14 protein-coding genes and 1 pseudogene are annotated in these 20256 nt (G+C 71.9%); 11 read left to right on the top strand and 4 right to left on the bottom strand.

Translation table 11 applies throughout. The annotated features are described in order from the left end of the window. The first annotated feature begins 131 nt into the window (after positions 1-131). The 4 genes from ASC60_RS22295 (at position 132) to ASC60_RS22280 (ending at position 6205) form a co-directional block, all read left to right on the top strand. Complete coding sequence (locus ASC60_RS22295; RefSeq protein ID WP_079038545.1) at positions 132-2435, top strand: LuxR C-terminal-related transcriptional regulator; 2304 nt, start codon at positions 132-134, stop codon at positions 2433-2435. A 213-nt stretch (positions 2436-2648) separates the two neighbouring features. Further along, positions 2649-4811 carry a histidinol-phosphate transaminase gene (locus tag ASC60_RS44105; RefSeq protein ID WP_370592953.1) on the top strand — a complete coding sequence of 721 codons (2163 nt, stop codon included), beginning with the start codon at positions 2649-2651 and terminating at the stop codon, positions 4809-4811. A 291-nt stretch (positions 4812-5102) separates the two neighbouring features. Next, positions 5103-5963 carry a helix-turn-helix transcriptional regulator gene (locus ASC60_RS22285; RefSeq protein WP_055553699.1) on the top strand — a complete coding sequence of 287 codons (861 nt, stop codon included), beginning with the start codon at positions 5103-5105 and terminating at the stop codon, positions 5961-5963. Positions 5964-5968: 5 nt separating this feature from the next. Next, on the top strand, positions 5969-6205 hold the full coding sequence (locus tag ASC60_RS22280; protein WP_055553697.1) for a DUF397 domain-containing protein: 237 nt from the start codon (positions 5969-5971) through the stop codon (positions 6203-6205). An 80-nt stretch (positions 6206-6285) separates the two neighbouring features. Here the strand turns inward: ASC60_RS22280 and ASC60_RS22275 are convergent, their stop codons facing one another. Together ASC60_RS22275 and ASC60_RS22270 are read right to left on the bottom strand one after the other, a co-directional pair. Further along, the gene (locus tag ASC60_RS22275; protein WP_055553695.1) at positions 6286-7440 is read right to left on the bottom strand and encodes a M20 family metallopeptidase; all 1155 of its coding nucleotides are present in this window, start codon (positions 7438-7440) and stop codon (positions 6286-6288) included. Between the two features lie 32 nt (positions 7441-7472). Further along, entirely contained in the window at positions 7473-9071 is a 1599-nt protein-coding gene (locus ASC60_RS22270; RefSeq protein ID WP_234357075.1) for an AbgT family transporter, read from the bottom strand. Positions 9072-9208: 137 nt separating this feature from the next. On the opposite strand from ASC60_RS22270, the gene ASC60_RS22265 reads away from it, so the two are divergent. Continuing rightward, positions 9209-10207 (top strand): Lrp/AsnC family transcriptional regulator, encoded by a 999-nt coding sequence (locus tag ASC60_RS22265; protein ID WP_055553694.1) that lies wholly within the window; start codon positions 9209-9211, stop codon positions 10205-10207. 1443 nt (positions 10208-11650) lie between these two features. Further along, on the top strand, positions 11651-12826 hold the full coding sequence (locus tag ASC60_RS22260) for a transglycosylase family protein (protein ID WP_055553692.1): 1176 nt from the start codon (positions 11651-11653) through the stop codon (positions 12824-12826). Positions 12827-12910: 84 nt separating this feature from the next. On the opposite strand, the gene ASC60_RS22255 is transcribed toward ASC60_RS22260, so the two are convergent. Next, positions 12911-13639 carry a DUF429 domain-containing protein gene (locus ASC60_RS22255; RefSeq protein WP_055553690.1) on the bottom strand — a complete coding sequence of 243 codons (729 nt, stop codon included), beginning with the start codon at positions 13637-13639 and terminating at the stop codon, positions 12911-12913. Positions 13640-13760: 121 nt separating this feature from the next. Between ASC60_RS22255 and ASC60_RS22250 the strand changes: the two genes are divergently transcribed. The 3 genes and pseudogenes from ASC60_RS22250 to ASC60_RS42290 all read left to right on the top strand — a co-directional run bounded on the left by ASC60_RS22250 (position 13761) and on the right by ASC60_RS42290 (position 16679). Continuing rightward, positions 13761-14357, top strand: a complete 597-nt coding sequence (locus ASC60_RS22250) for a DUF4291 domain-containing protein (RefSeq protein WP_055553967.1) — start codon at positions 13761-13763, stop codon at positions 14355-14357. Between the two features lie 104 nt (positions 14358-14461). Further along, a pseudogene (locus ASC60_RS42295) lies at positions 14462-15422 on the top strand (molybdopterin-dependent oxidoreductase); the annotation flags it as partial. 66 nt (positions 15423-15488) lie between these two features. After that, positions 15489-16679, top strand: coding sequence for an alpha-L-arabinofuranosidase C-terminal domain-containing protein (locus tag ASC60_RS42290; RefSeq protein ID WP_267892817.1), 1191 nt, complete (start codon positions 15489-15491; stop codon positions 16677-16679). Between the two features lie 53 nt (positions 16680-16732). Here the strand turns inward: ASC60_RS42290 and ASC60_RS22235 are convergent, their stop codons facing one another. Then, positions 16733-17488, bottom strand: coding sequence for a GntR family transcriptional regulator (locus ASC60_RS22235; protein ID WP_055553688.1), 756 nt, complete (start codon positions 17486-17488; stop codon positions 16733-16735). Positions 17489-17594: 106 nt separating this feature from the next. On the opposite strand from ASC60_RS22235, the gene manD reads away from it, so the two are divergent. Both manD and ASC60_RS22225 read left to right on the top strand, forming a co-directional pair. Further along, positions 17595-18812 carry a D-mannonate dehydratase ManD gene (gene manD / locus ASC60_RS22230; RefSeq protein WP_055553687.1) on the top strand — a complete coding sequence of 406 codons (1218 nt, stop codon included), beginning with the start codon at positions 17595-17597 and terminating at the stop codon, positions 18810-18812. Beyond that, positions 18809-20233, top strand: a complete 1425-nt coding sequence (locus ASC60_RS22225) for a mannitol dehydrogenase family protein (RefSeq protein WP_055553685.1) — start codon at positions 18809-18811, stop codon at positions 20231-20233. The genes manD and ASC60_RS22225 overlap by 4 nt, the downstream gene beginning before the upstream one ends. The last annotated feature ends 23 nt before the right edge of the window (positions 20234-20256 follow it).

Genomic DNA, 20256 nt, shown 5'->3' with positions numbered 1-20256 from the left:
ACAGTAACCGTTCGGGACGAGCGGGGGACACCGCCCGCCCGAGCTGGTGCGAGGCATCGATGGGTGCGGTGGCAACGGGCACCCCGACCGGACGGCAGACAGGCCGGTTGCCGGCCGAGGTGACGACTTTCGTGGGGCGTCGGCACGAGGTGGCCGAGGCCAAGCGGATGCTGTCCGTGTCCCGGCTGGTGACCCTGACCGGAGTGGGCGGGGTCGGCAAGACCCGGCTGGCGCTGCGGATCGCCGAGGACGCCCGCCGGGCGTTCGCCGACGGGGTCTGGCTGGTCGAACTGGCCGCCCTGGAAACCCCGGATCTGCTCGCCCAGAGCGTGGCCGAGGCCCTGGAGGTCCGGGATCAGTCCGCCCGGCCGCCGCTGGACGTCCTCGTCGACCATCTGCGCGACAAGCAGGCGCTGATCATCCTGGACAACTGCGAGCATCTGGTCCAGGGCTGCGCGCTGCTCGCCGACCGGCTCCTGCGGGCGGCGCCCCGGCTGCGGATCCTGGCCACCAGCCGTCAGGCGCTGGGCACCGCCGGTGAGCAGACCCTGGCCGTCCCGGCGCTGGCACTGCCCCACGCGGCCGGGCCGCGGCTGTCCACCGCGGCGCTGGCCCAGTGCGACGGGGTGCGGCTGTTCGTCGAACGGGCCGGGGCGATCCTGCCGGGCTTCGCCGTCACCGAGAGCAACCGGGACGCCGTGGAGCGGGTGTGCCGGCGGCTGGACGGCATACCGCTCGGGATCGAGCTGGCGGCCGTACGGCTGCGCGCCCTGTCCGTCCAGCAGCTGCTGGACCGCCTCGACGACCGCTTCCGGCTGCTGACCACCGGCTCCCGGTCGGTGCTCCCCCGCCACCAGACGCTGCGGGCGCTGATCGACTGGAGCCATGAGCTGTGCACCGAGCCGGAGCGGCTGCTGTGGGCCCGGGTCTCGGTCTTCGCCGGAAGCCTGGATCTTGACGCGGCCGAGGCGGTCTGCTCGGGCGACGGCATCGACCGCGAGGACGTCCTGGACCTGGTGGCCGAGCTGGTGGACAAGTCGGTGCTGCTCCGGGAGGAGCACGACACCACGGTGCGCTACCGGATGCTGGACACGCTGCGCCAGTACGGCCGGGAACGGCTCGCCGCCTCCGGGGAGGAGCCCGACCGGCTGCGGCGGCACCGCGACTACTACCGGCGGCTGGCCGCCGACGCGCGCGCCGCGCTGTTCGGCCCGGCCCAGGTGCAGTGGTTCACCCGGCTCCAGCTGGAGCACGCCAATCTGCGCAGCGCCCTGGAGTCCAGCTTCGCCGAGCCGGAGGAGACCAGCTGTGGTCTGGGGATCGCGGCCGACCTCCTCTACCACTGGATCACCAGTTACTACCTCGGCGAGGGGCGGCGCTGGCTGGACGAGGGGCTCGCCGCCTGCCCGGAGCCGACGGAGGCACGGGCCCGCGCGCTGTGGACCAACAGCTGGCTGGCCATCATCCAGTCCGACACCAAGGCGGCCGCGGCCATGCTGGCGGAGAGCCGGGCCATCGGCGAACGGCTCGGCCTGGCCCCGGTCCTGGCGTACGCGGCGCTCTACTCCGGCATGGTCGCCATGTACCGGGGCGACGCCTCGACGGCGATCGTCCTCTACGAGGAGGCGGTGGCCCGCCACCGGGCCACCGGCGATCCGGTCGGGCTCACGCTGGCCCTCATCCGGCTCTCCCTGGCCCACTCCTTCATCGGCGACTCGTCGCGCGCCATCGCGCTGGGCGAGGAGTCGCTGGAGGTGTGCGACGCCTACGGCGAGGGCTGGCACCGGGCGTACACGATGATGGCGCTCGGCGTCGAGGTGTGGCGCCAGGGCGACACCGCCCGCGCGGCCGCCCTGGAGAAGGACAGCCTGACCTTCAACCGCTCGCTCGACGACCCCCTCGGCGTCGGGGTCAACCTGGAGGTGCTGGCCTGGATCGCCGCCACCGACCGGGACTACCGGCGGTCGGCGCGGCTGCTGGGCGTCGTACGGACCGTCTGGCAGTCGATCGGCGCCTCGCTGTCCGGCTACGGCCACCTGGTCCACTACCACGACGAGTGCGAGGCGGACGTGGCCCGGGCGCTGGGCAGACCGGCGTACAACGCGGCCGTCAAACAGGGTGCCCGGCTCCGTTACGACGAGGCGCTGCGTTACGCCCTGGAGGACGAACTGCCCACCGGGGAGACCTCCGTGCCCGAGCGGCCGTCGCCGCTGACGCCCCGGGAAACCGAGATCGCCCAGCTGGTCGCGCGAGGGCTCAGCAACAAGGAGATCGCCGCGACACTGGTCATAGCACAGCGCACCGCCGAGGGCCATATTGAGCACATTCTGAGCAAACTTGGTTTCAACTCGCGTGCTCAGGTAGCTGTGTGGGTAGCGCACCAGGACCGGGCCGCCCTCACCGACGGCGAGCGTCCGCCGGACGATCCCGTCTGACGCTCCGACCGCCACCGCCCCGCCGCCAAGAGCGGACGACAGGATGAGCGAGGGGCGGAATTTTATTCGATCAGGCCACACCTGTCCCTCGGTTTCGCTCACACACCACGAAAATCCTCAGGTCCCCCACGTTTTTGGGATCATGCGTCAGGCTCGAGGGACGAGCCGCAACGGTCGTGATTGCACGACCCACGCGACCGAGGAGGTCCCGCCGTGACTGTTGCCGCAGTCGGCAATTCCGGTGATGCCATGGAACTCTTCCGTGGCACCGCCCACAGCCCGTCTTTCTTCGCGCTCAACCGCGCCGGGATCACGGGTGGCGGACAGGAGCTTGTGGACTTCTGCATCCCCTGCAATCCGTACTTCCCCACCCCCGCCATGTTCGCCGTGATGGCGGTCAGGCTGCGGGAGATCCTCACGTACTACCCGAGTTCCGCGGACACCATCACCGCCGAACTCGCCGATGTGCTGGGCCTTCAGCCGCAGACCATGGCGATGGGCAACGGCTCGACCGAGCTGATCACCTGGATCGACCACCTGCTGGTGAAGGAAAGCCTCGCGGTGCCGATTCCGACCTTCGGCCGGTGGACCGACCAGCCGATGGAGACCGGCAAGCGGGTCGACATGTTCCAGCTCCCGGAAATGAGCGGATTCCAGCTCGACCCGCAGGCGTTCGTCCAATTCGTCCGGTCCCGGGGATCGCGGGTCGCCGTCATCTGCAATCCCAACAACCCCGACGGCGGGCTGCTCTCCCGCCAGGCCGTCATCGGCCTCATGGACGCGCTCTCCGATCTGGACCTGGTGGTGATCGACGAATCCTTCCTGGAGTTCGCCGACGCCGAGGCCTATCCGAGCGTCGTGGACGAGGCGATCCTGCGGCCCAACGTCATCGTGCTGCGCAGCCTCGGCAAGAGCTTCGGACTGCACGGCGTCCGCTTCGGCTATCTCGTCGCCAATCCGGCGCTGGCCCTGCAGATCCGCTCCCGGCTGCCGAAGTGGAATCTGAACTCCTTCGCCGAGGTCATCGTCTTCATGCTCAAGCGGTACCGGCAGGAGTACGTGCAGAGCCTGCGCATGCTCAGCCGCGACCGGCAGGAGATGACCACCCAGCTGGCCGGGCTGCCCGGGATGACGGTCTTCCCCTCCCAGGGCAACTTCGTCTTCGTCAAGCTGCCCGGCGGCACGGACGGCGCCTGGGTACGGGACCAGCTCCTCACCCAGCACGGTGTCCTGGTGCGCGAATGCGGCAACAAGCTGGGCAGCAGCAGCCAGTTCATGCGGCTGGTGGTGCGCTCCCAGCCGGATGTGCAGCGGCTGCTGACCGGACTGAGCACGGTGCTCTACGGGACCTCCTACTACGCCCCCCAGGTCAGCTACGAGCAGCAGCGCGGCTGGGACCTTCAGGCGCCGCTCTCCTCCGCCCCGGCCCAGCAGCTGGACTACCAGTACCAGCAGATGCCGCAGCTGGCCGCGGCCCCGGCCGCCGCCCCCGAACCCCAGCCGCCGATCCAGCAGACGCCGCAGCAGATGCAGCAGATCCTGCAGATGCAGCAGATACCGCAGCAGCAGCTGTACTCGGCGAACGCCCTGCCCGCGCCGCAGGGCGTGGCGTCGGACGGGTACGGGCAGTCCGACCCGTACGGGCAGTCGGGGTCGTCCGGGCAGTCGACGTCGCAACCGCCCGCCGAGCTGGCACCCGCGTACGTCGCCACTCCCCCGGTCCAGACGCCCCTGTACCAGGCGCCGGCGCAAGCGCAGATGCCCCAGCAGATGCAGCCGATGCAGCAGGCCCCGCAGATGGGGCAGACACAGATGCAGATGCAGCAGGCGGCGATGCAACAGCCCCAGATGGGGCAGATGCAGCAGGCCCCGGCGCCGCAGCCCCAGGCGGCGCCGAGCCAGCCGTCGTACATGCAGATGGCCCAGACCCCGCAGATGCAGACCCCGCAGGCGCAGGTCCCGCAGATGCAGGGCGGCCAGATGCAAGGCGGTCAGATGCAAGGCGGTCAGATGCAGAGCCCGCAGATGCAGATGGCGCAGGCCCAGACCGGTCAGATCCCGGTCGTCCAGCCGCAGGCTCCGGCCCAGGGCGCGACGGCCGGGTACGCCCAGGGGCTCACCTCCGCCGAGCAGACCGCGCTCGACCAGATCCCGCTCTACCGGCCCGAGTCGAACCCCGTGCCGGAGCCGGCCCCCGCGGAGCAGACCCAGGTCATCGACTACGACCCCGCCGAGCTGAGGGCCGCCGCCCCGGCCCGGTCCGCCCGGCCCGCCCGGCCCGCCGACGCCGACAAGGACCCGGACGGCTCCGGTCCGGCGCTGATGCGCTACCCGCGTCCGGCCGCGTATCTGCAGACGGACGACGGCACGTCATGATCCGGCACGCCGCCCCTCGCGCGGCCGGGCCGGGGAGACCCCGGCCCACCGCGCGGACGGCGATGGCCCTGAGAGCCACTTGACGCCGACGTCCGGCTGAGACGGCACGATCCCGCGTCGCTTGAGTCCCGTTCTCTCCGACGGGGCTGTCATGAAGCAACTGTCCCGATGGCCGGGCATACTCGGCAAAGAGCACTCTGAATTGTGCAGAGTTGCCTGTGCAGTGTGTCCGGGCCGCACTGGACGTGGCAGACTGCTCGCATCAGCCACGGGGGCAGGGGAGGTAGCAAGGTGAGCGAACCGCGGTCGGCTCCGACCGTGGGCCAGGTCGTCCTCGGGAAGCGCCTGCAGGAGCTGCGTGAGAAGGCGGGGTTCAAGCGCGAACAGGCCGCGCAGGTGCTCCGGGTCGCCCCGGCCACCGTCCGCCGCATGGAGACCGCCGAGGTCGCCCTCAAGGTGCCCTATGTGCGGATGCTGCTGGACGCCTACGGGGTCGTCGGCGCGGAGCTGGAGGCGTTCATCGCCCTCACCGAGGAGGCCAACCGGCCCGGCTGGTGGCAGCGGTTCCACGACATCCTGCCGGACTGGTTCAGCGTGCACGTCAGCCTGGAGGGCGCGGCCGAGATGATCCGGGCGTACGAGCCGCACTTCGTCCCCGGCCTGCTCCAGACCGAGGACTACGCCCGCGCCGTCATGCAGACCGGCTCCATCGGCAGGGCCGGGCCCAAGGAGGCCGAGCGGCATGTCGCGCTGCGCATGGAGCGGCAGTCCCTGCTGAACCGCCCGGAGGCGCCACGGCTGTGGGTGGTGATGGACGAGACCGTGCTGCGCAGACCCGTCGGCGAGCCCGCGGTCATGCGCAGACAGGTGGACCGGCTGCTGGAGAGCACCGAGATGCGGCATGTGACGCTGCAGATCTCGGAGTTCGCCTCCGGCCACCATCCGGGCACCTACGGGCCCTTCGTCCTCTTTCGCTTCGCTGTTCCCGAACTGCCGGACATGGTCTACGTCGAGTACCTCACCGGCGCCGTCTACCTCGATGAACGCATCGAGGTGGCCTCGCACCTGGAGGCCATGGACCGCATGGCGGCCCAGGCGGCAACCGCACGACGCACAAAGGAAATCCTCCACGATTTCCGCAAGGAGCTCTGATCTTCATGGATCGCATCTACAACGGCATGCGCGCCACCGACCTCGGCACCGAAGGCTGGCGCAAGCCGTGGAGCGGTGGCAACGGCGGCAACTGCGTCGAGGTCATGAAGCTGGACGACGGCCGGGTCGCGATCCGTCAGTCCAAGGATCCGGACGGTCCGGCGCTCATCTACACCCGCAACGAGATCACCGCGTTCATCGAGGGCGCCAAGGAGGGCAAGGCCGACTTCCTGGTGTCCTGAACGCCGCTCTCATGAACCGACCGCCCGCCGCCGGGTGTGACCATCACGGCGGCGGGCGGCGGCGTGTGCGCGGCCTTGCCCTACGAGGCGTCGGACGCCAGGGAGCGCAGCAGCCCCACGGCGAGTGCGGTGCGGGCCGGGACGGCGTCGAGCAGGGTGTGTTCATGGCGGGCATGGGCGCCGGAGCCGAGGGCTCCGAGGCCGTCGAGGACCGGGCGGCCGAGCGCGGAGACGAAGTTGCCGTCGCTCGCGCCGCCGACCGCGGTCTCCTCCAGTTGCCAGCCCAGTTCGGCCGCGATGGCGTGGGCCTGCTTGAACAGCTGCCGGGACGGCTCGTTCGGAACCATCGGCGGCCGGTTCCATTCGCCGCTGACGGTCAGCCGCACCCGTGGGTCGGAGGGGGCGAGGGCGCCGAATGCGGCGTCGAGGCGGGCCATCTCGGCGGGTTCGGTGATCCGGATGTCGATGCCGCAGCGCGCCTGGGCGGCGACCACGTTGCGGCCGGTGCCGCCGCTGATCAGCCCCACGTTCACGGTGGTGCCCCGCTCCGGGGCGCCGAGGGCGGTGATGTGCGGGACGACCTCGGCCAGGGCGTGGATCGCGCTGGCTCCCGCCAGCGGGTCGAGCCCCGCGTGCGACTCGACGCCGTGCGCGGTCACGTCGAACAGCCCGACGCCCTTGCGCGAGGTCTTGAGCGCCCCGTTCTGCGCCGCCTCGAACACCAGGGTGGCGAGGACGCCCTCGCTCAGCCGCTCGATGTGCGGCCGGGAGGCCGGGCTGCCGATCTCCTCGTCCCCGTTGAGCAGCAGCCGGACGGCCGGATGCGGCAGGTTCAGCTCGCGCAGCAGCCGCAGCGCCCATACGGCCTGCACCAGACCGGTCTTCATGTCGAAGACGCCCGGTCCGCTCGCCTTGCCGTCGGCCACATCGAAGGGCCACTCGGTGAGCGTTCCGGCGGGCCACACCGTGTCGTAGTGGCACAGCAGCAACGCGGTGCCGGGCGCGGTGCCGCGGTAGGTGACGGCCAGCACGTCGCCGTGCGGGCCGCAGTCGTGGCGCTCGGCTTCGTCCGGCTCGCCGAGCCGCGCCACCAGCCAGCCGCGGATCGCGGCGAGCCCGGCGTTCAGCAGCTGCTTGTCGTCGCTCGGCGTCTCCAGTTCCACCAGTGTCCGCAGGTCTTCGGTCATCTCGGGCAGTGCCCGCTCCGTCGCGGCGGCGATGTCGGAGAGCGTCATCAAGAGTCCTTCCGGGAGGGGGGTTCGGTGGCTCAGCGGACGGGTGCGCCGGGGCCGAGCGGGATGCCCAGCGCCCACCAGGCGTAGAACAGCAGGGTCCAGGTCACCAGCATGGCCACGGACAGCGGCAGGGTCAGTGAGGCGAGGGTGCCGATGCCCGCGGAGCGCCGGTAGCGCTGGAGGAAGCCGAGCGCCATCACGAAGTAGGCGCTCATCGGGGTGATGGCGTTGGTGCAGGAGTCGGCGATGCGATAGATCGCCTGGGTGGCCTCCGGCGGGACGTCCAGGAACATCAGCATCGGGACGAACACCGGGGAGACCAGCGCCCACATGGCCGATCCGCTGGTCATCGCCAGGTTGATGACCGTGCACACCAGCACGATGCCCAGGAACGCGACCGGCCCGGTCACCCCGAGGTCCTTGAGGAGGTCCGCGCCCCGGATGGCGAGCACCTGGCCCACGCCCGTCCACTTGAAGTAGGCGAGGAACTGGGAGATGGCGAAGAACAGCACCAGGATCGGGGCCATCTCCCGCATGCCCTGCGCCATGAAGTCGGGGATGTCGCGGCTGCCGCGTACGGTGCCCGCGGCCCGCCCGTACACCGTGCCGAGGAGCGCGAAGAGCACTCCGAGCACCACGGCGATGCCGGAGAGCACCGGCGACTCGACGATGCTGCCGCCCTCACCGCGCAGCGGTGACCCGGTGGGGATCATGGCCACCACGATCGCCGCGAGGAAGAGCAGGAAGACCACTCCGCTGCGGCGCAGTCCGCGCCGCTCCTCGGGACGCAGGTCCAGCGCGACCGGGTCGGCGCCGGCGTCGGCCTTCTCGGTTTCGGGCGGCAGCGCCGCCACCTGGCGGGCCAGCACCTTTTCGGTGACGAGGGTGATGACGGAGGCCAGGACCACGGAGGAGGCGATGGAGAAGAAGTAGTTCGACAGCGGGGTGACGGTGTATCCGGGGTCGACCGTGTGCGCGGCCGCCGTGGTCAGCCCGGAGAGCACGGCGTCCATCGGCGTGATCAGCGGGCTCGCGTCGTATCCGGCGGACACCCCCACGAAGGCGACCACGATGCCGAGGACCGGGCTGCGTCCGACCGCGCGGAAGGCCAGGCCGCCGAGGGGGACGAGCACCACATAGGCGGCGTCGGAGGCGATGTGGGCGACCATCGCGGTGAAGGCCAGCGCGAACGTCATCCAGCGCGCCGGCACCCGGGAGACCCCGGCCCGCAGCATCGCCGTGAGCATCCCCGACTTGTCGGCGACGGCGACCCCGAGCATCACCACCAGGATGGTGCCCAGCGGCGGGAAGGTGGCGTAGTTGGTGATCGCATCGGTGATCGCCGACCGGATGCCGTCGACCGAGATCAGGCTGCGTACGACCACGGACTTGCCGTCGGCCGGGTTGTTCACGGACACGTCCGCGGCGGCCAGTCCCCAGCTCACCACCGCCAGCAGCGCGCTGAGGATGGCGAACAGCCAGAAGGGATGGGGCAGTTTGTTGCCCGCCCGTTCGATGGCGCCGAGCACCCGGAGCAGACCGGACAGCGCCGCGGATCCCTCCGTGGGCGCCCCGGGTGGCGTTCCGGGTGGTGTGTTGTCGGGCGTGGTCGTGGTGTCGTTCGAGCTCACCGGCCGCACTTCCTTCGTCAGATGACGCAAGCGTGGTCGCCCATTAGAGAGGGCTCTGGCGGAATGAGGCAAGTAAAAGACTTGTAACGCAAGAATGATTCACCGATAGCGCACCAATCGCACGATAGAGTCGGCCCATGTCCGAGACCTCTCCCCTGGACGACGCGGACCTCGACCTGGTGGCCGCCCTCCAGATGGCCCCGCGGGCCCCGCTCAGCGCGCTCGCCGATGTGCTCGGCAGCTCGGCCAGCACGGTCGGCCGGCGGCTCGCCCGGCTCGCGGACGAGCGGCTGCTGCGGGTGATCGGGCAGGTGGAATGGCCGATGCTGGCCGAGGGCAACCCCATGCACATCTGGGTGGCGACCGTCCCGGGGCAGGCACGGCAGGTGGCCCGCCGGCTCGCCGAACTACCCGAGATCCCGTTCGTGGCGACGACCACGGGACGCGCCGACGTCTACTGTTCCCTGCACGCCACGCGCCGCACCGGGGCGCGGGAGCTGCTGATGCACCGGATCCCGACCGTCCCCGGCGTCCGGTCGGCCCACACCGAACTGGTGCTGCGGGCCTCGGCCAAGTCCGACTCCTGGCGGTTGCGCAGGCTCGGCGAGGACCAGTTGCGGGCGCTGGGCGAGGTGGCCGATCCGCTGGACGAACCCGCCACCGCGGCCGGCTTCAGCGCCGAGGAGCTGGGCGCGGTCGAACTGCTGCGCCACGACGGGCGGGCCAGCGCCGCCGAAGTGGCCCGCGCGCTCGGCATCAACCGCTCCACCGCCTACCGGCTCACCCAGTCGCTCCTGCGGCGCGGGCTCGTACGGCCCCGAGTGGAAATCGAGCCCGCGCTGCTGGGGTACGCACTGGAGGTGGTGGTCGAACTGCACGCGGCCCCCGGAGCCATCCAGCAGGTGGCCGATGCCCTCGCCCGGCATCCCTCCGCACGGTACGTGTCGATCGTCGCGGGCACCTCATCGGTGATCCACCACGGGGTGTTCCGCGACGAGGAGGGGCTGGCCGCCTTCCTCACCCACGACCTGGCCGCGCTCCCCGGCATCACCGCCTGCGAGGTGTCCGTGATGCTCGACGTGCTGCGCCGCTACTGGATCGGCCGCGAGGACGGACGGCTCGTCGTCGCGGACTGACGCCCGAGAACCAGCGGCGCCTGGGGCCGAGGGCCGAGGGGGCCGACCGGCGTCCGAGGGCACGCCCCGCGGCGGCGTGCGCCCCCGGCCGGACGTCCAGCGGCATGGACCAGCGGCGGATACGCCAGAAGGCCGACGGCGCACGGGCGGTGACGACCCGCACACGCCGTAGGCGCGCCGCACATCCTGGGTTACGGACCGCCGCGCGACCGATTCCCCCGACGCGGCGGGCGATGCCGTACGGAAATGACGGCGTCGGCGTCGCGGGGGCTCCTGGCGATCCGGGGCCAAGAGGTGACTATTCGGAACCGCTCCTGCGAGCGATCTACCGTGATGAAGTCGATGTAAGACAATGGTATGCCTGTCCGCGCGCTTCCCGCTATACAGAGGCCGCGTGATTCTCCGCCAGTTCCCGGGCGCCTCGGGACAGCTCGCTTTTCGGAGAACCGGAGCGGTACGCGGGCCGTCCGGGAGGCGATGAGCGGCGGGAGATTCGGCAAGGGTCGCGTCAAGTCCGCTTGTGAAGTGTCGGGTTGTCCGGCACCGGAACCGGCCGGAGCAAAGCCGGGCGAGTGCCTGGGCCGTTACGGCCGGGGGTTCTTCGGCCGCCGCGTACCGTATCCCGCGCCGATGGGCAGCCGCGGTGCCCGGTCGATGTCCGGGCCGGCTCCCAGGACGACGTCGAGGCCGATGTCCACGGGCCCCTCCCCCGCGGCCGTCCCGGCACCCCGGCAGCGGGGCCTGGTCCCGGGTTCGCCGCGACCGCCGTTCTCCTCCCGTATTGCCGTCCTCCCCTCTTCGCCGGCTTCATCGGCCCTGCCTCCATATCCCTTCTCCCGCCCTTCACCGCTTTCGCCGGGCCCGGTGATGGACCCGGGCCGGTACGCGCTGTTCCTCGTCCGGCCCCCCGTACCGCCAAGAAACCGATCTTGGCCCGGTGGCGGGCGCATTACCGCACCACAAGATCCGCCCGGCGCGCCCAACGGCCGCGCTCCCCCGCATTGGACCGCCCATGGACCGGTCCGGGCCGAACCGACGCTCCCCGGCACGGAATTCGGCCGCCCTCGCGAAGATGATCGGCCGTTGGCCCAACAGGAAACCGATCCGCCGGAAAAGCGACGTCCCATCGGGGGGGCCGCCCGACGAATCATTTTCCGCCGCCGGGGGTCCGCACGCGGCAGGCGGCGGAAAGTGATCTCGGGCCGCGTGCCCCGGCCGTCCCGTCAGCCCCGGGCCTGTCCGTGCGCCCCCCGGCCCTCCACGCGCCTTGCCTCGCACAGCTGATGGAGCGTCACCCGACCGGGGGGCGGATCCCGGGAGCGCGCGGCGGCCCGTGACCACCCCTGCGCCTTGTGACCGGCCGCCCCCGGCTGCGGTACTCGTACAGCCCGCCGGGACCTCCGGGGGCGACGTCGAGAGCCGTTGTGGAGAGGAACCAGCCTCATGGCCGTACGAGGAAGTCACCGCCGCCCCGCATCGCCCAGCCGGGTCTCCCCGCTGTGCGCGGTCCTGACCGTGGGCAGCGTCGGTATCGTCCTGCCGTTCCTCAACGCCGGGGCCGCCCAGGCGGCCCCGGTCGGCAGCTGGGACAAGGTCGCCGCATGTGAGAGCGGCGGCAACTGGCGCATCAACACGGGCAACGGCTACTACGGCGGGCTGCAGTTCTCGCAGCACACCTGGGCCGCGTACGGCGGCACCCGGTACGCCCAGCGGGCCGACCTCGCCACCAAGGGCCAGCAGATCGCCGTGGCCGAGGCGGTGCTCCGCGCCCAGGGCCCGGGCGCCTGGCCGGTCTGCTCGGTGCGTGGCCGGCTGTCCCGGTCCGGCCCGCCCGCCGCCGGGGCGGCGAACCGCGGCGCCACGCGCAGCGCCAAGCCGCCCGCCAAGCACCAGCCGAAGCGCACGGTCAAGCCATCCGGTAAACACAGCCCCCGGCGAGCGGCCGGGTCCGGGTCGTACACGGTGCGCGGCGGCGACACGTTGTCCGGCATCGCGACCCGCGGCTCCGTCAGCGGCGGCTGGAAGGCGCTGTACCACGCCAACCGCCGGACCATCGGCGCCAATCCGGACCTGATCCACCCGGGACAGCGGCTCACCCTGGCCTCGGGCAAGGCCCGCCCGGTCACGCGGCAGCCCCACCGGGCCGCCGCCCAGCGCGCGGCCGCCGCCGCCCGCCACACCGCCCGGCGGTCCGCCGCGCGGAAGTCCGCGGCCCATCGGCTCGTGGCGCCGGTCAGCGGCCCGATCACGGCGGCGTACGGGGTGCGCGGCCCGCGCTGGGCGAGCGGCCACCACACCGGCGTGGACTACGCGGTGCCCGTCGGGACCCCGGTGCACGCGGTCGCCCCGGGCACCGTGGTGGCCGCGGGCTGGGCCGGTGCCTTCGGCTGCCAGGTGATCATCCGCCACGCCGAGGGGCTGTACACCCAGTACGCGCACCTGTCGGCGCTGACGGTGCGCAGCGGGCAGACCGTCGAGGCGGGCCGCCGGATCGCCCGGTCCGGCAACACCGGCAACACCACCGGTCCGCATCTGCACTTCGAGGTGCGCACCACCTCGCGCTACGGGTCGGACGTCGACCCGCTGGACCATCTGCGCCCGTACGGCATCGGTGCCTGAGGACCATTTCCGGGGGTGGGGGAAAGGGGGGTCGCCCGAGGCACGGCTCGGGCGGCCTCCCGCCGTCTTTCACCGAGGGCGTGGTCAGTACCAGATGGCGATGGGAAGCCCCGTGTCGGACACCTCGGGCGGGGCGGGCAGGCTCATGGCCGTGCCGAGCGCGACGCGGTGTGCGCTCCAGGCCGCCGCCGCGGCGTCCAGCACATCGTCGGACGGCACCCGCCCGGCCGGGCCGAGGTCGTCGGGCAGGACGATGCCCTGGCCTTCGAGCAGACGGCGGCGTACGGCCTGGCCGTTCCAGCCCTTCTTGCTCCAGGCGACCGGCGCGTCATCCCGCATGGCGGCGAAGGAGACCTCGGGATGGACCTCGTGGAGCCGGTGGTCGCCACCGTCCCGGCAGGCGTTGGCCTCGCGCAGCTTCGCCGCCAGCCCCCACGACTGGCGGCTCAGCCCGGCGCCGGTCAGCCGGCGGCAGCAGGCGTTCGCCGCGTCGTAGCCGGGCTGCTCCCAGACCTCCCGCGGCGGCACCGGGAAGACCCGCGAGCGGTGCGCCCCCAGCCGCTCGGCGGCCAGCTCCTCCGCACGGCGCCGCCCGGACCGCGGCAGCCCCAGCGGCATGTCGACCGCGACCACGGCCACGTCCCCCACCCGGGCCAGCAGATCGCTCAGCCCGCCGGCCGTCTCGGCACCGGCGAACGCGCCACCGCGCAGGGTCACCGCGACCCAGCCGGAGCGGCAGGCGTCCACCCCGACGACGGCCGGGCACGGAACCGGGTGGCGGAACGGCTCGGGGTGGCGCGACGCGTCGGACATGGGGCCCACCGTACACAGTCGCTGACGACCGTAGGGTGGTGCGGCCGCCGTCGGCCGGCCAGGCACGCCCGCCGGGAAATCCGGTGGCCGGACACCGCCCGCCCCGCCACGCTTGCTGGTCATGGAACACCCGTCACACCAGATCCGCGCACAGCACACCTCCACCACGGTCACCGTCTACCAGGCGTACGGCCCGCACATCGGCCTGCCCGCGGCCCGCGACGGCCGGTTCCCCGCCGCCTGGAAGCGGGACCGGATGACCTGGATCAAACCGTCGTTCCTGTGGATGATGTACCGCTGCGGCTGGGGGCTGAAGGAGGGCCAGGAGACGGTCCTGGCCGTCGAGATCACCCACGAGGGCTTCGTCTGGGCGCTGCGCAACGCCTGCCTCTCCCATTACGTACGCGGCCTCCACCCCGACCAGGCGGCCTGGAAGCGCCGGCTGCACCGGTCCCCCACCCGGGTCCAGTGGGACCCGGAACGCGACCTCCACCTGCGGCCGCTGCCGTACCGCTCCCTCCAGCTCGGCCTGGCGGGCGAGGCGGCCCGCCGGTACGCGGACGAGTGGACGGTGTCCATCACCGATGTCACGCCGCTGGCCCGCGAGGTCCATGCCCTCGTCCGGGCGGGAGACCTCGACGCGGCGGCCGGGCGTCTGCCCGAGGAGCGCCCCTACCCGGCGGCCGATGATCTTCTCTCCCACCTTCGGGTCGCGTAGCGGACGCATCTCGGCGGCAGGCGGGGCGTGAAAACCGTCGCGACGGGAACCCATGCGCCGTACCCGGCCATGCCAGTGGGTCCGGGCGGTGGGAAGGACAGGCGATGGGCGTGCGTACCTGGGTCCAGGAGTGGCCCGTCTACCGGCAGCTGACCGGAACCGATCCGCTCGGCCGCGGAGCCGCCGCCGCCTCGGCCGCCACCCGTGAGCTGCGGCCCCGCACCGCCACCGCGGACCGGGTGGTGAAGTCGGTGTGCCCCTACTGCGCGGTGGGCTGCGCCCAGAACGTGTACGTCAAGGACGGCCGGGTGGTGCAGATCGAGGGCGACCCCGACTCACCCATCAGCCGTGGCCGGTTGTGCCCAAGGGGTCGGCCACCTCCAGCTGACCACCGGTGAGTCCCGCCGCCACCAGGTGCTCTACCGCCGTCCGTACGGCACGGATTGGGAGCCGCTGGACCTGGACACCGCGCTGGACATGGTCACCGAACGGGTCATCCGCACCCGCCGCGAAACCTGGCAGTGGGAGCAGGACGGCATCCGCGTCAACCGCACCCTGGGGCCGGCCAGCCTCGGCGGCGCCACCTTGGACAACGAGGAGAACTACCTCATCAAGAAGCGGTTCACGGCCCTCGGTGTGGTCCAGGTGGAGAACCAGGCCCGGGTCTGCCACAGCTCCACCGTCGCCGGGCTCGGCACCTCCTTCGGCCGCGGCGGCGCCACCACCTTTCTGCAGGACCTGCAGCACTGCGACTGCATCGTCATCGAGGGCTCCAACTTCGCCGAGGCCCATCCCGTGGGTTTCCAGTGGGTGATGGAGGCCAAGGCCCGGGGCGCCAAGGTCATCCACGTGGATCCGCGCTTCACCCGCACCAGCGCGCTGGCCGATCTGCACGTACCGATCCGGGCGGGCTCCGACATCGGCTTCCTCGGCGGCGTCATCAACCACGTCCTGTCCAACGAGCTGGACTTCCGCGAATACGTGCTGGAGTACACCAACGCCGCGACCCTCGTCGGGGAGGAATTCCGCGCCACCGAGGATCTCGCCGGCATCTTCTCCGGTCTCTGTCCCGACGACAGCGGGCAGACCTTCGACCGCGCCTGGGCGCTGAACCGGGCGGCGGGCGTCGACATGGTCGACGAGCACTACTACAACAGCCCGCAGTGGTTCCTGGAGAACAACCAGCGCTACGACACCTACGACCGCTCGGGCCCGAAGGTGTTCCTCGGTGAGTACGCCTCGCAGGACAACAAGTGGTACAACTCGCTCACCGAAGCGGCGTACATGACGGGCCTGGAGCGCAACGCCGACGTGGTCGAGCTGGCGTCGTACGCGCCGCTGCTGGCGAACGAGAACGCGGTGCAGTGGCGGCCCGACATGATCTGGTTCGACAACTCCTCCTCCTGGGGCTCGACCAGTTACGAGTCGCAGAAGCTGTTCATGAACAACGTCGGTGACGAGGTGGTGCCGAGCAGGGCGTCCGCCACCCCCGCCCCGAACGAGCCGATCAGCGGCGCGGTGGGCCTGTCGACGTGGGCCACGAGCGCGGCGTACGACGACGTCAAGGTGACCGCCGCGGACGGTTCGACGCTGCTCAGCGACGACTTCTCGGGCGATGACGGGCAGTGGACCAAGGCCACCGGCACCGGCACCGGCTCGTGGACGGTCCGGGACGGTGCGTACGTCCAGTCCGACACCGCCGCCGAGAACCCCATGGTCACGGCGGGCGACAAGGCGTGGCGCGACTACGACCTGCGGGTGAAGGCGACGAAGAAGTCCGGCAAGGAGGGCTTCCTCATCGCCTTCGGGGTCAAGGACACCGGCAACTACTCCTGGTGGAACCTCGGCGGCTGGGGCAACACCCGCTCCGCCGTGGAGAAGGCCGTCGGCGGGGCCAAGCAGACGATGACCGAGGACGGCACGAAGATCGAGACCGGGCGCGCCTACGACGCCCGCGTCGAGGTGCGCGGCCGTCAGGTGACGCGGTACCTGGACGGCAAGAAGTGGGGCGGCTTCACCGACGACAAGGTGGCCGAGCCGTTCCGCCACGTGGTGACGCGGGACAAGGCCACCGGTGAGCTGATCGTCAAGGTCGTCAACGCACAGAGCGCGGCCGCCCGCACCCGTATCGACCTGGGCGGGGGCACGGTGGCGCGGACGGCGCGGCTGACCACGCTCCAGGGCGCGCCGGACGCGGTCAACACCGCTTCCGAGCAGCCGGTCACACCGGTCCGGTCGAAGCTGGACGGGGTGGCGAACACCTTCACGTACACCTTCCCGGCGGACTCGGTCACGTTCATGAGGATCAAGACCAAGCGCTGATACGAGCAGGTCACGGGGCGGGCCCACCACGGGCCCGCCCCGCTGTCATGCGCTCAGTCCTCGCGGGCGGCGGCGCGCCGGGCGCTGTCGCGGCGCGGTTTGAGCGGGGCGTCCTGGTCGCTGAACAGCTCCGGGTGCTTGGCGCGGATCTTCTCCACATCGCTGAAGACCAGCCGCAGATGCGAGCGCAGCGCCCCGTCGGCCCGCTCCAGATCGCCCCCCTCCAGCAGGTCGACCACCTCCCGGTGCTGGCCGATGAGCAGCGACATCTGCTGGGTCATGGGCAGCGAGAGACGGCGGGCCCGGTCCAGCTGGGCCTTGGCCTGGCTGACCACCGGCCATGCCGAGCCGTGTCCGCTCACCGCCATCAACCGCTGGTGGAACTGCTCGTCCAGCTGGAAGAAGCCCGCCATGTCGGACCGCGCGTCGGCTTCCTCCTGCGCGATGAGCAGCACCCGCAGCTCCGCCACGTCGCGCGTGGTGGCCCTGCCGACGGCGTCGCGCAGCGCCGCGCACTCCAGGGCCTCCCGGATGAACTGGGCGGAGGCCACATCGCGCTCACGGATGCGCGAGATGAACGTCCCCATCTGCGGATAGATGTCGACCAGCCCCTCGTCGGCGAGGAGGATCAGGCTCTCGCGGACCGGGGTGCGGCTGACCCCCAGCTCGGCCGCGAGGTCGTTCTCCGATACGGCCGAGCCGGGGGCCAGCTCCAGGCCGACGATGCGCGCGCGCAGCACCTCGTGGACGAGCTGCCGGGTGTTGCGCCCCCGGGAGCGTGCCGCGTTCAGTCCCTCCGCCGATGCCATCCGACCCCTTCCGAACCCTTGACCGAACTCGCTGACGTACTTGTATGGTAGCCGACCAGCAGCCCGGGCTCCACCCCGGAGCCGGCGCAGTGAGGAGCAGACACGCATGGCCACGATCACGGAGGCGACGGTCATCGTCACCTCTCCCGGTCGCAACTTCGTGACCCTGAAGGTGACCACGTCCGACGGTGTGACCGGTCTCGGTGACGCGACGCTCAACGGGCGCGAGCTGGCGGTCGCCTCCTATCTGGAGGACCATCTCGTACCGCTGCTGATCGGCCGCGACCCCGCCCGCATCGAGGACATGTGGCAGTACCTCTACAAAGGGGCGTACTGGCGCCGCGGCCCGGTGACCATGACCGCGATCTCGGCGGTCGACACCGCGCTGTGGGACATCAAGGGCAAGGTCGCCGGGATGCCGGTGTACGACCTGCTGGGCGGCAAGGCCCGCGACGGGGCCATGGTCTACGGCCACGCCAGCGGCGGCGACATCCCCGAGCTGCTGGACGACGTCGCCCAGTTCCAGGAGATGGGCTACCGCGCGATCCGCGCCCAGGCGGCCGTCCCCGGTTCACCCGGGACCTACGGCATCCGCCACGGCACGGTCGCCACGGTCTACGAGCCCGCCACCGGCGCCCTCCCCGAGGAGCAGCCGTGGTCGACCGAGGCGTACCTGGACTTCGCGCCGCGCTATCTGGAGGCGGTCCGCGAGCGCTTCGGATTCGGATTCCACCTGCTGCACGATGTGCACCACCGGCTCAGCCCCACCGAGGCGGGGCGGCTCGGCCGCGACGTGGAGGACCTGCGGCTGTTCTGGATGGAGGACCCCACCCCCGCCGAACTCCAGGACTCCTTCCGGCAGATCCGCCAGTCGACGACCACCCCGATCGCGGTCGGCGAGGTGTTCAACTCCATCTGGGACTGCCAGCAGCTCATCACCGAACGGCTCATCGACTACATCCGCGCCTCGGTCGTGCACGCCGGTGGCATCACCCATCTGCGGCGGATCTTCCACCTCGCCGAGCTGTACCAGGTGCGCACCGGTTCGCACGGCGCCACCGACCTGTCGCCGGTGAGCATGGCCGCCGCCGTCCATCTGGACGTCACCGTGCCCAACTTCGGCATCCAGGAGTACATGGCGCACGATCCGCTCACCCATGAGGTGTTCCGGCCGACGTACGAGCTGCGCGACGGCGCGCTGCACCCCTCCGAGGCACCCGGCCTCGGCATCGAACTGGACGAGGAGGCGGCCGCCCGCTTCCCGTACGACCCGAAGTACCTGCCGGTGAGCCGCCGTACCGACGGGTCGGTGCACGACTGGTGAGCGCGACACAGCGGCTGTCCCTGGCCACCCTGCCCGCCGTGCCGGCCGACCTGCGCCCGCCGGTCGATCCGCGCGCGCTGCGCCCGCGGATCGTGCACCTGGGCATCGGCGCCTTCCACCGCGCCCACCAGGCGCTCGCCACCCAGACCGCCGAGGCGGCGCACGGCGGCGGATGGGGCATCGCCGGGGTCACCCAGCGCAGCCGTGCGGTGGTGGACGCGCTGCGCCCGCAGGACGGGCTGTACTCGTTCACCGAGCGGCGGCCCGAGGGCCCGGCCACCGGCGTGGTCGGCGCGGTGACCGAGGTGCTGCACGCCGCAGACGACAGCGCCCGGCTGATCGGGCTCCTGGCCTCGGCGGACGTCACCGTGGTGACCCTCACCGTCACCGAGAAGGGCTACCGGCGCGACCCGGCCGGCGGCGGTCTGGCGCTGGAGGACCCGCTCGTACGGGCCGACCTCGAAGGCGCCGCCCCCGCGACCGTCGTCGGGCGGCTCGCCGCGGGGCTGCGCGCCCGGCTGCGGGCGAACGGTGCGCCGCTGTCGGTGGTGTCCTGCGACAACATGGCGGGCAACGGCGCGGTCCTGCGGCGGCTGGTACGGGACTTCGTGGCGGCGAGCGCGTGGGACGAGCGCGATCGCCTCCTGGACTGGATGACCGGTTCGGTGGCCTTCCCCGCCACCGTCGTCGACCGCATCGTGCCCGCCACCACCGACGCCGACCGCGAGACCGCGGCCCGTGCGCTCGGCGTGGCGGACGAGGGCGCGGTGACCGGCGAACCGTTCACCCAGTGGGTGCTGCAGGACATCTTCGCCACCGACCGCCCGCGCTGGGAGGAGGCGGGCGCCCGGTTCGTCGCCGATGTGGCCCCGTACCAGTCCGCCAAGCTCCGGCTGCTCAACGGCGCGCACTCGGCTCTGGCCTACCGCGGCCTCGCCGAGGGCTGCGAGACCGTGGCCGACGTCCTCGCCACGCCCTGGGGCGAGGCGGCCGTGCGCGCCTACTGCGCGGAGGCGGCGCAGAGCCTGCCGCCGGCCGAGGGCCTGGACCTGGCCGGGTACATCGACAGCCTCGTCGTCCGCTTCGCCAACCCCGCCATGCACCACCGGATCCGGCAGATCGCCATGGACGGATCTTGCAAGATCCCCGAACGGTGGCTGGCCCCGCTGCGCGAGTTGCGCGCCGCCGGACGGGACACCCCGGAACTGGTCTCGGCCCTCGCCGCCTGGGCCCGCGTCACCCGCGACGGCCCCCTGGACGACCCCGAGGCCGAAGCGCTGCGCCGGGCCTGGGACGCCCGGCCCCCGCGCGACGCCCTCCGCCGTCTGCTGAGCCTGCTGGGCGCCGGGGACCTGGCGGACGACACCTCCCTGATCGCCTCCGTGGCGGCGGAGCTGCCCTCCGGCGCCCGGACGCGCTGACCTCACGTACCACCCCTTCGAAG

This window comes from Streptomyces sp. NBRC 110028 (assembly GCF_001417735.1).
In the GTDB taxonomy this organism is placed as follows: Bacteria; Actinomycetota; Actinomycetes; order Streptomycetales; family Streptomycetaceae; genus Streptomyces.
Note: the sequence above shows the minus strand (reverse complement) of the source record. Positions and strands in the feature narration are given on the sequence as shown.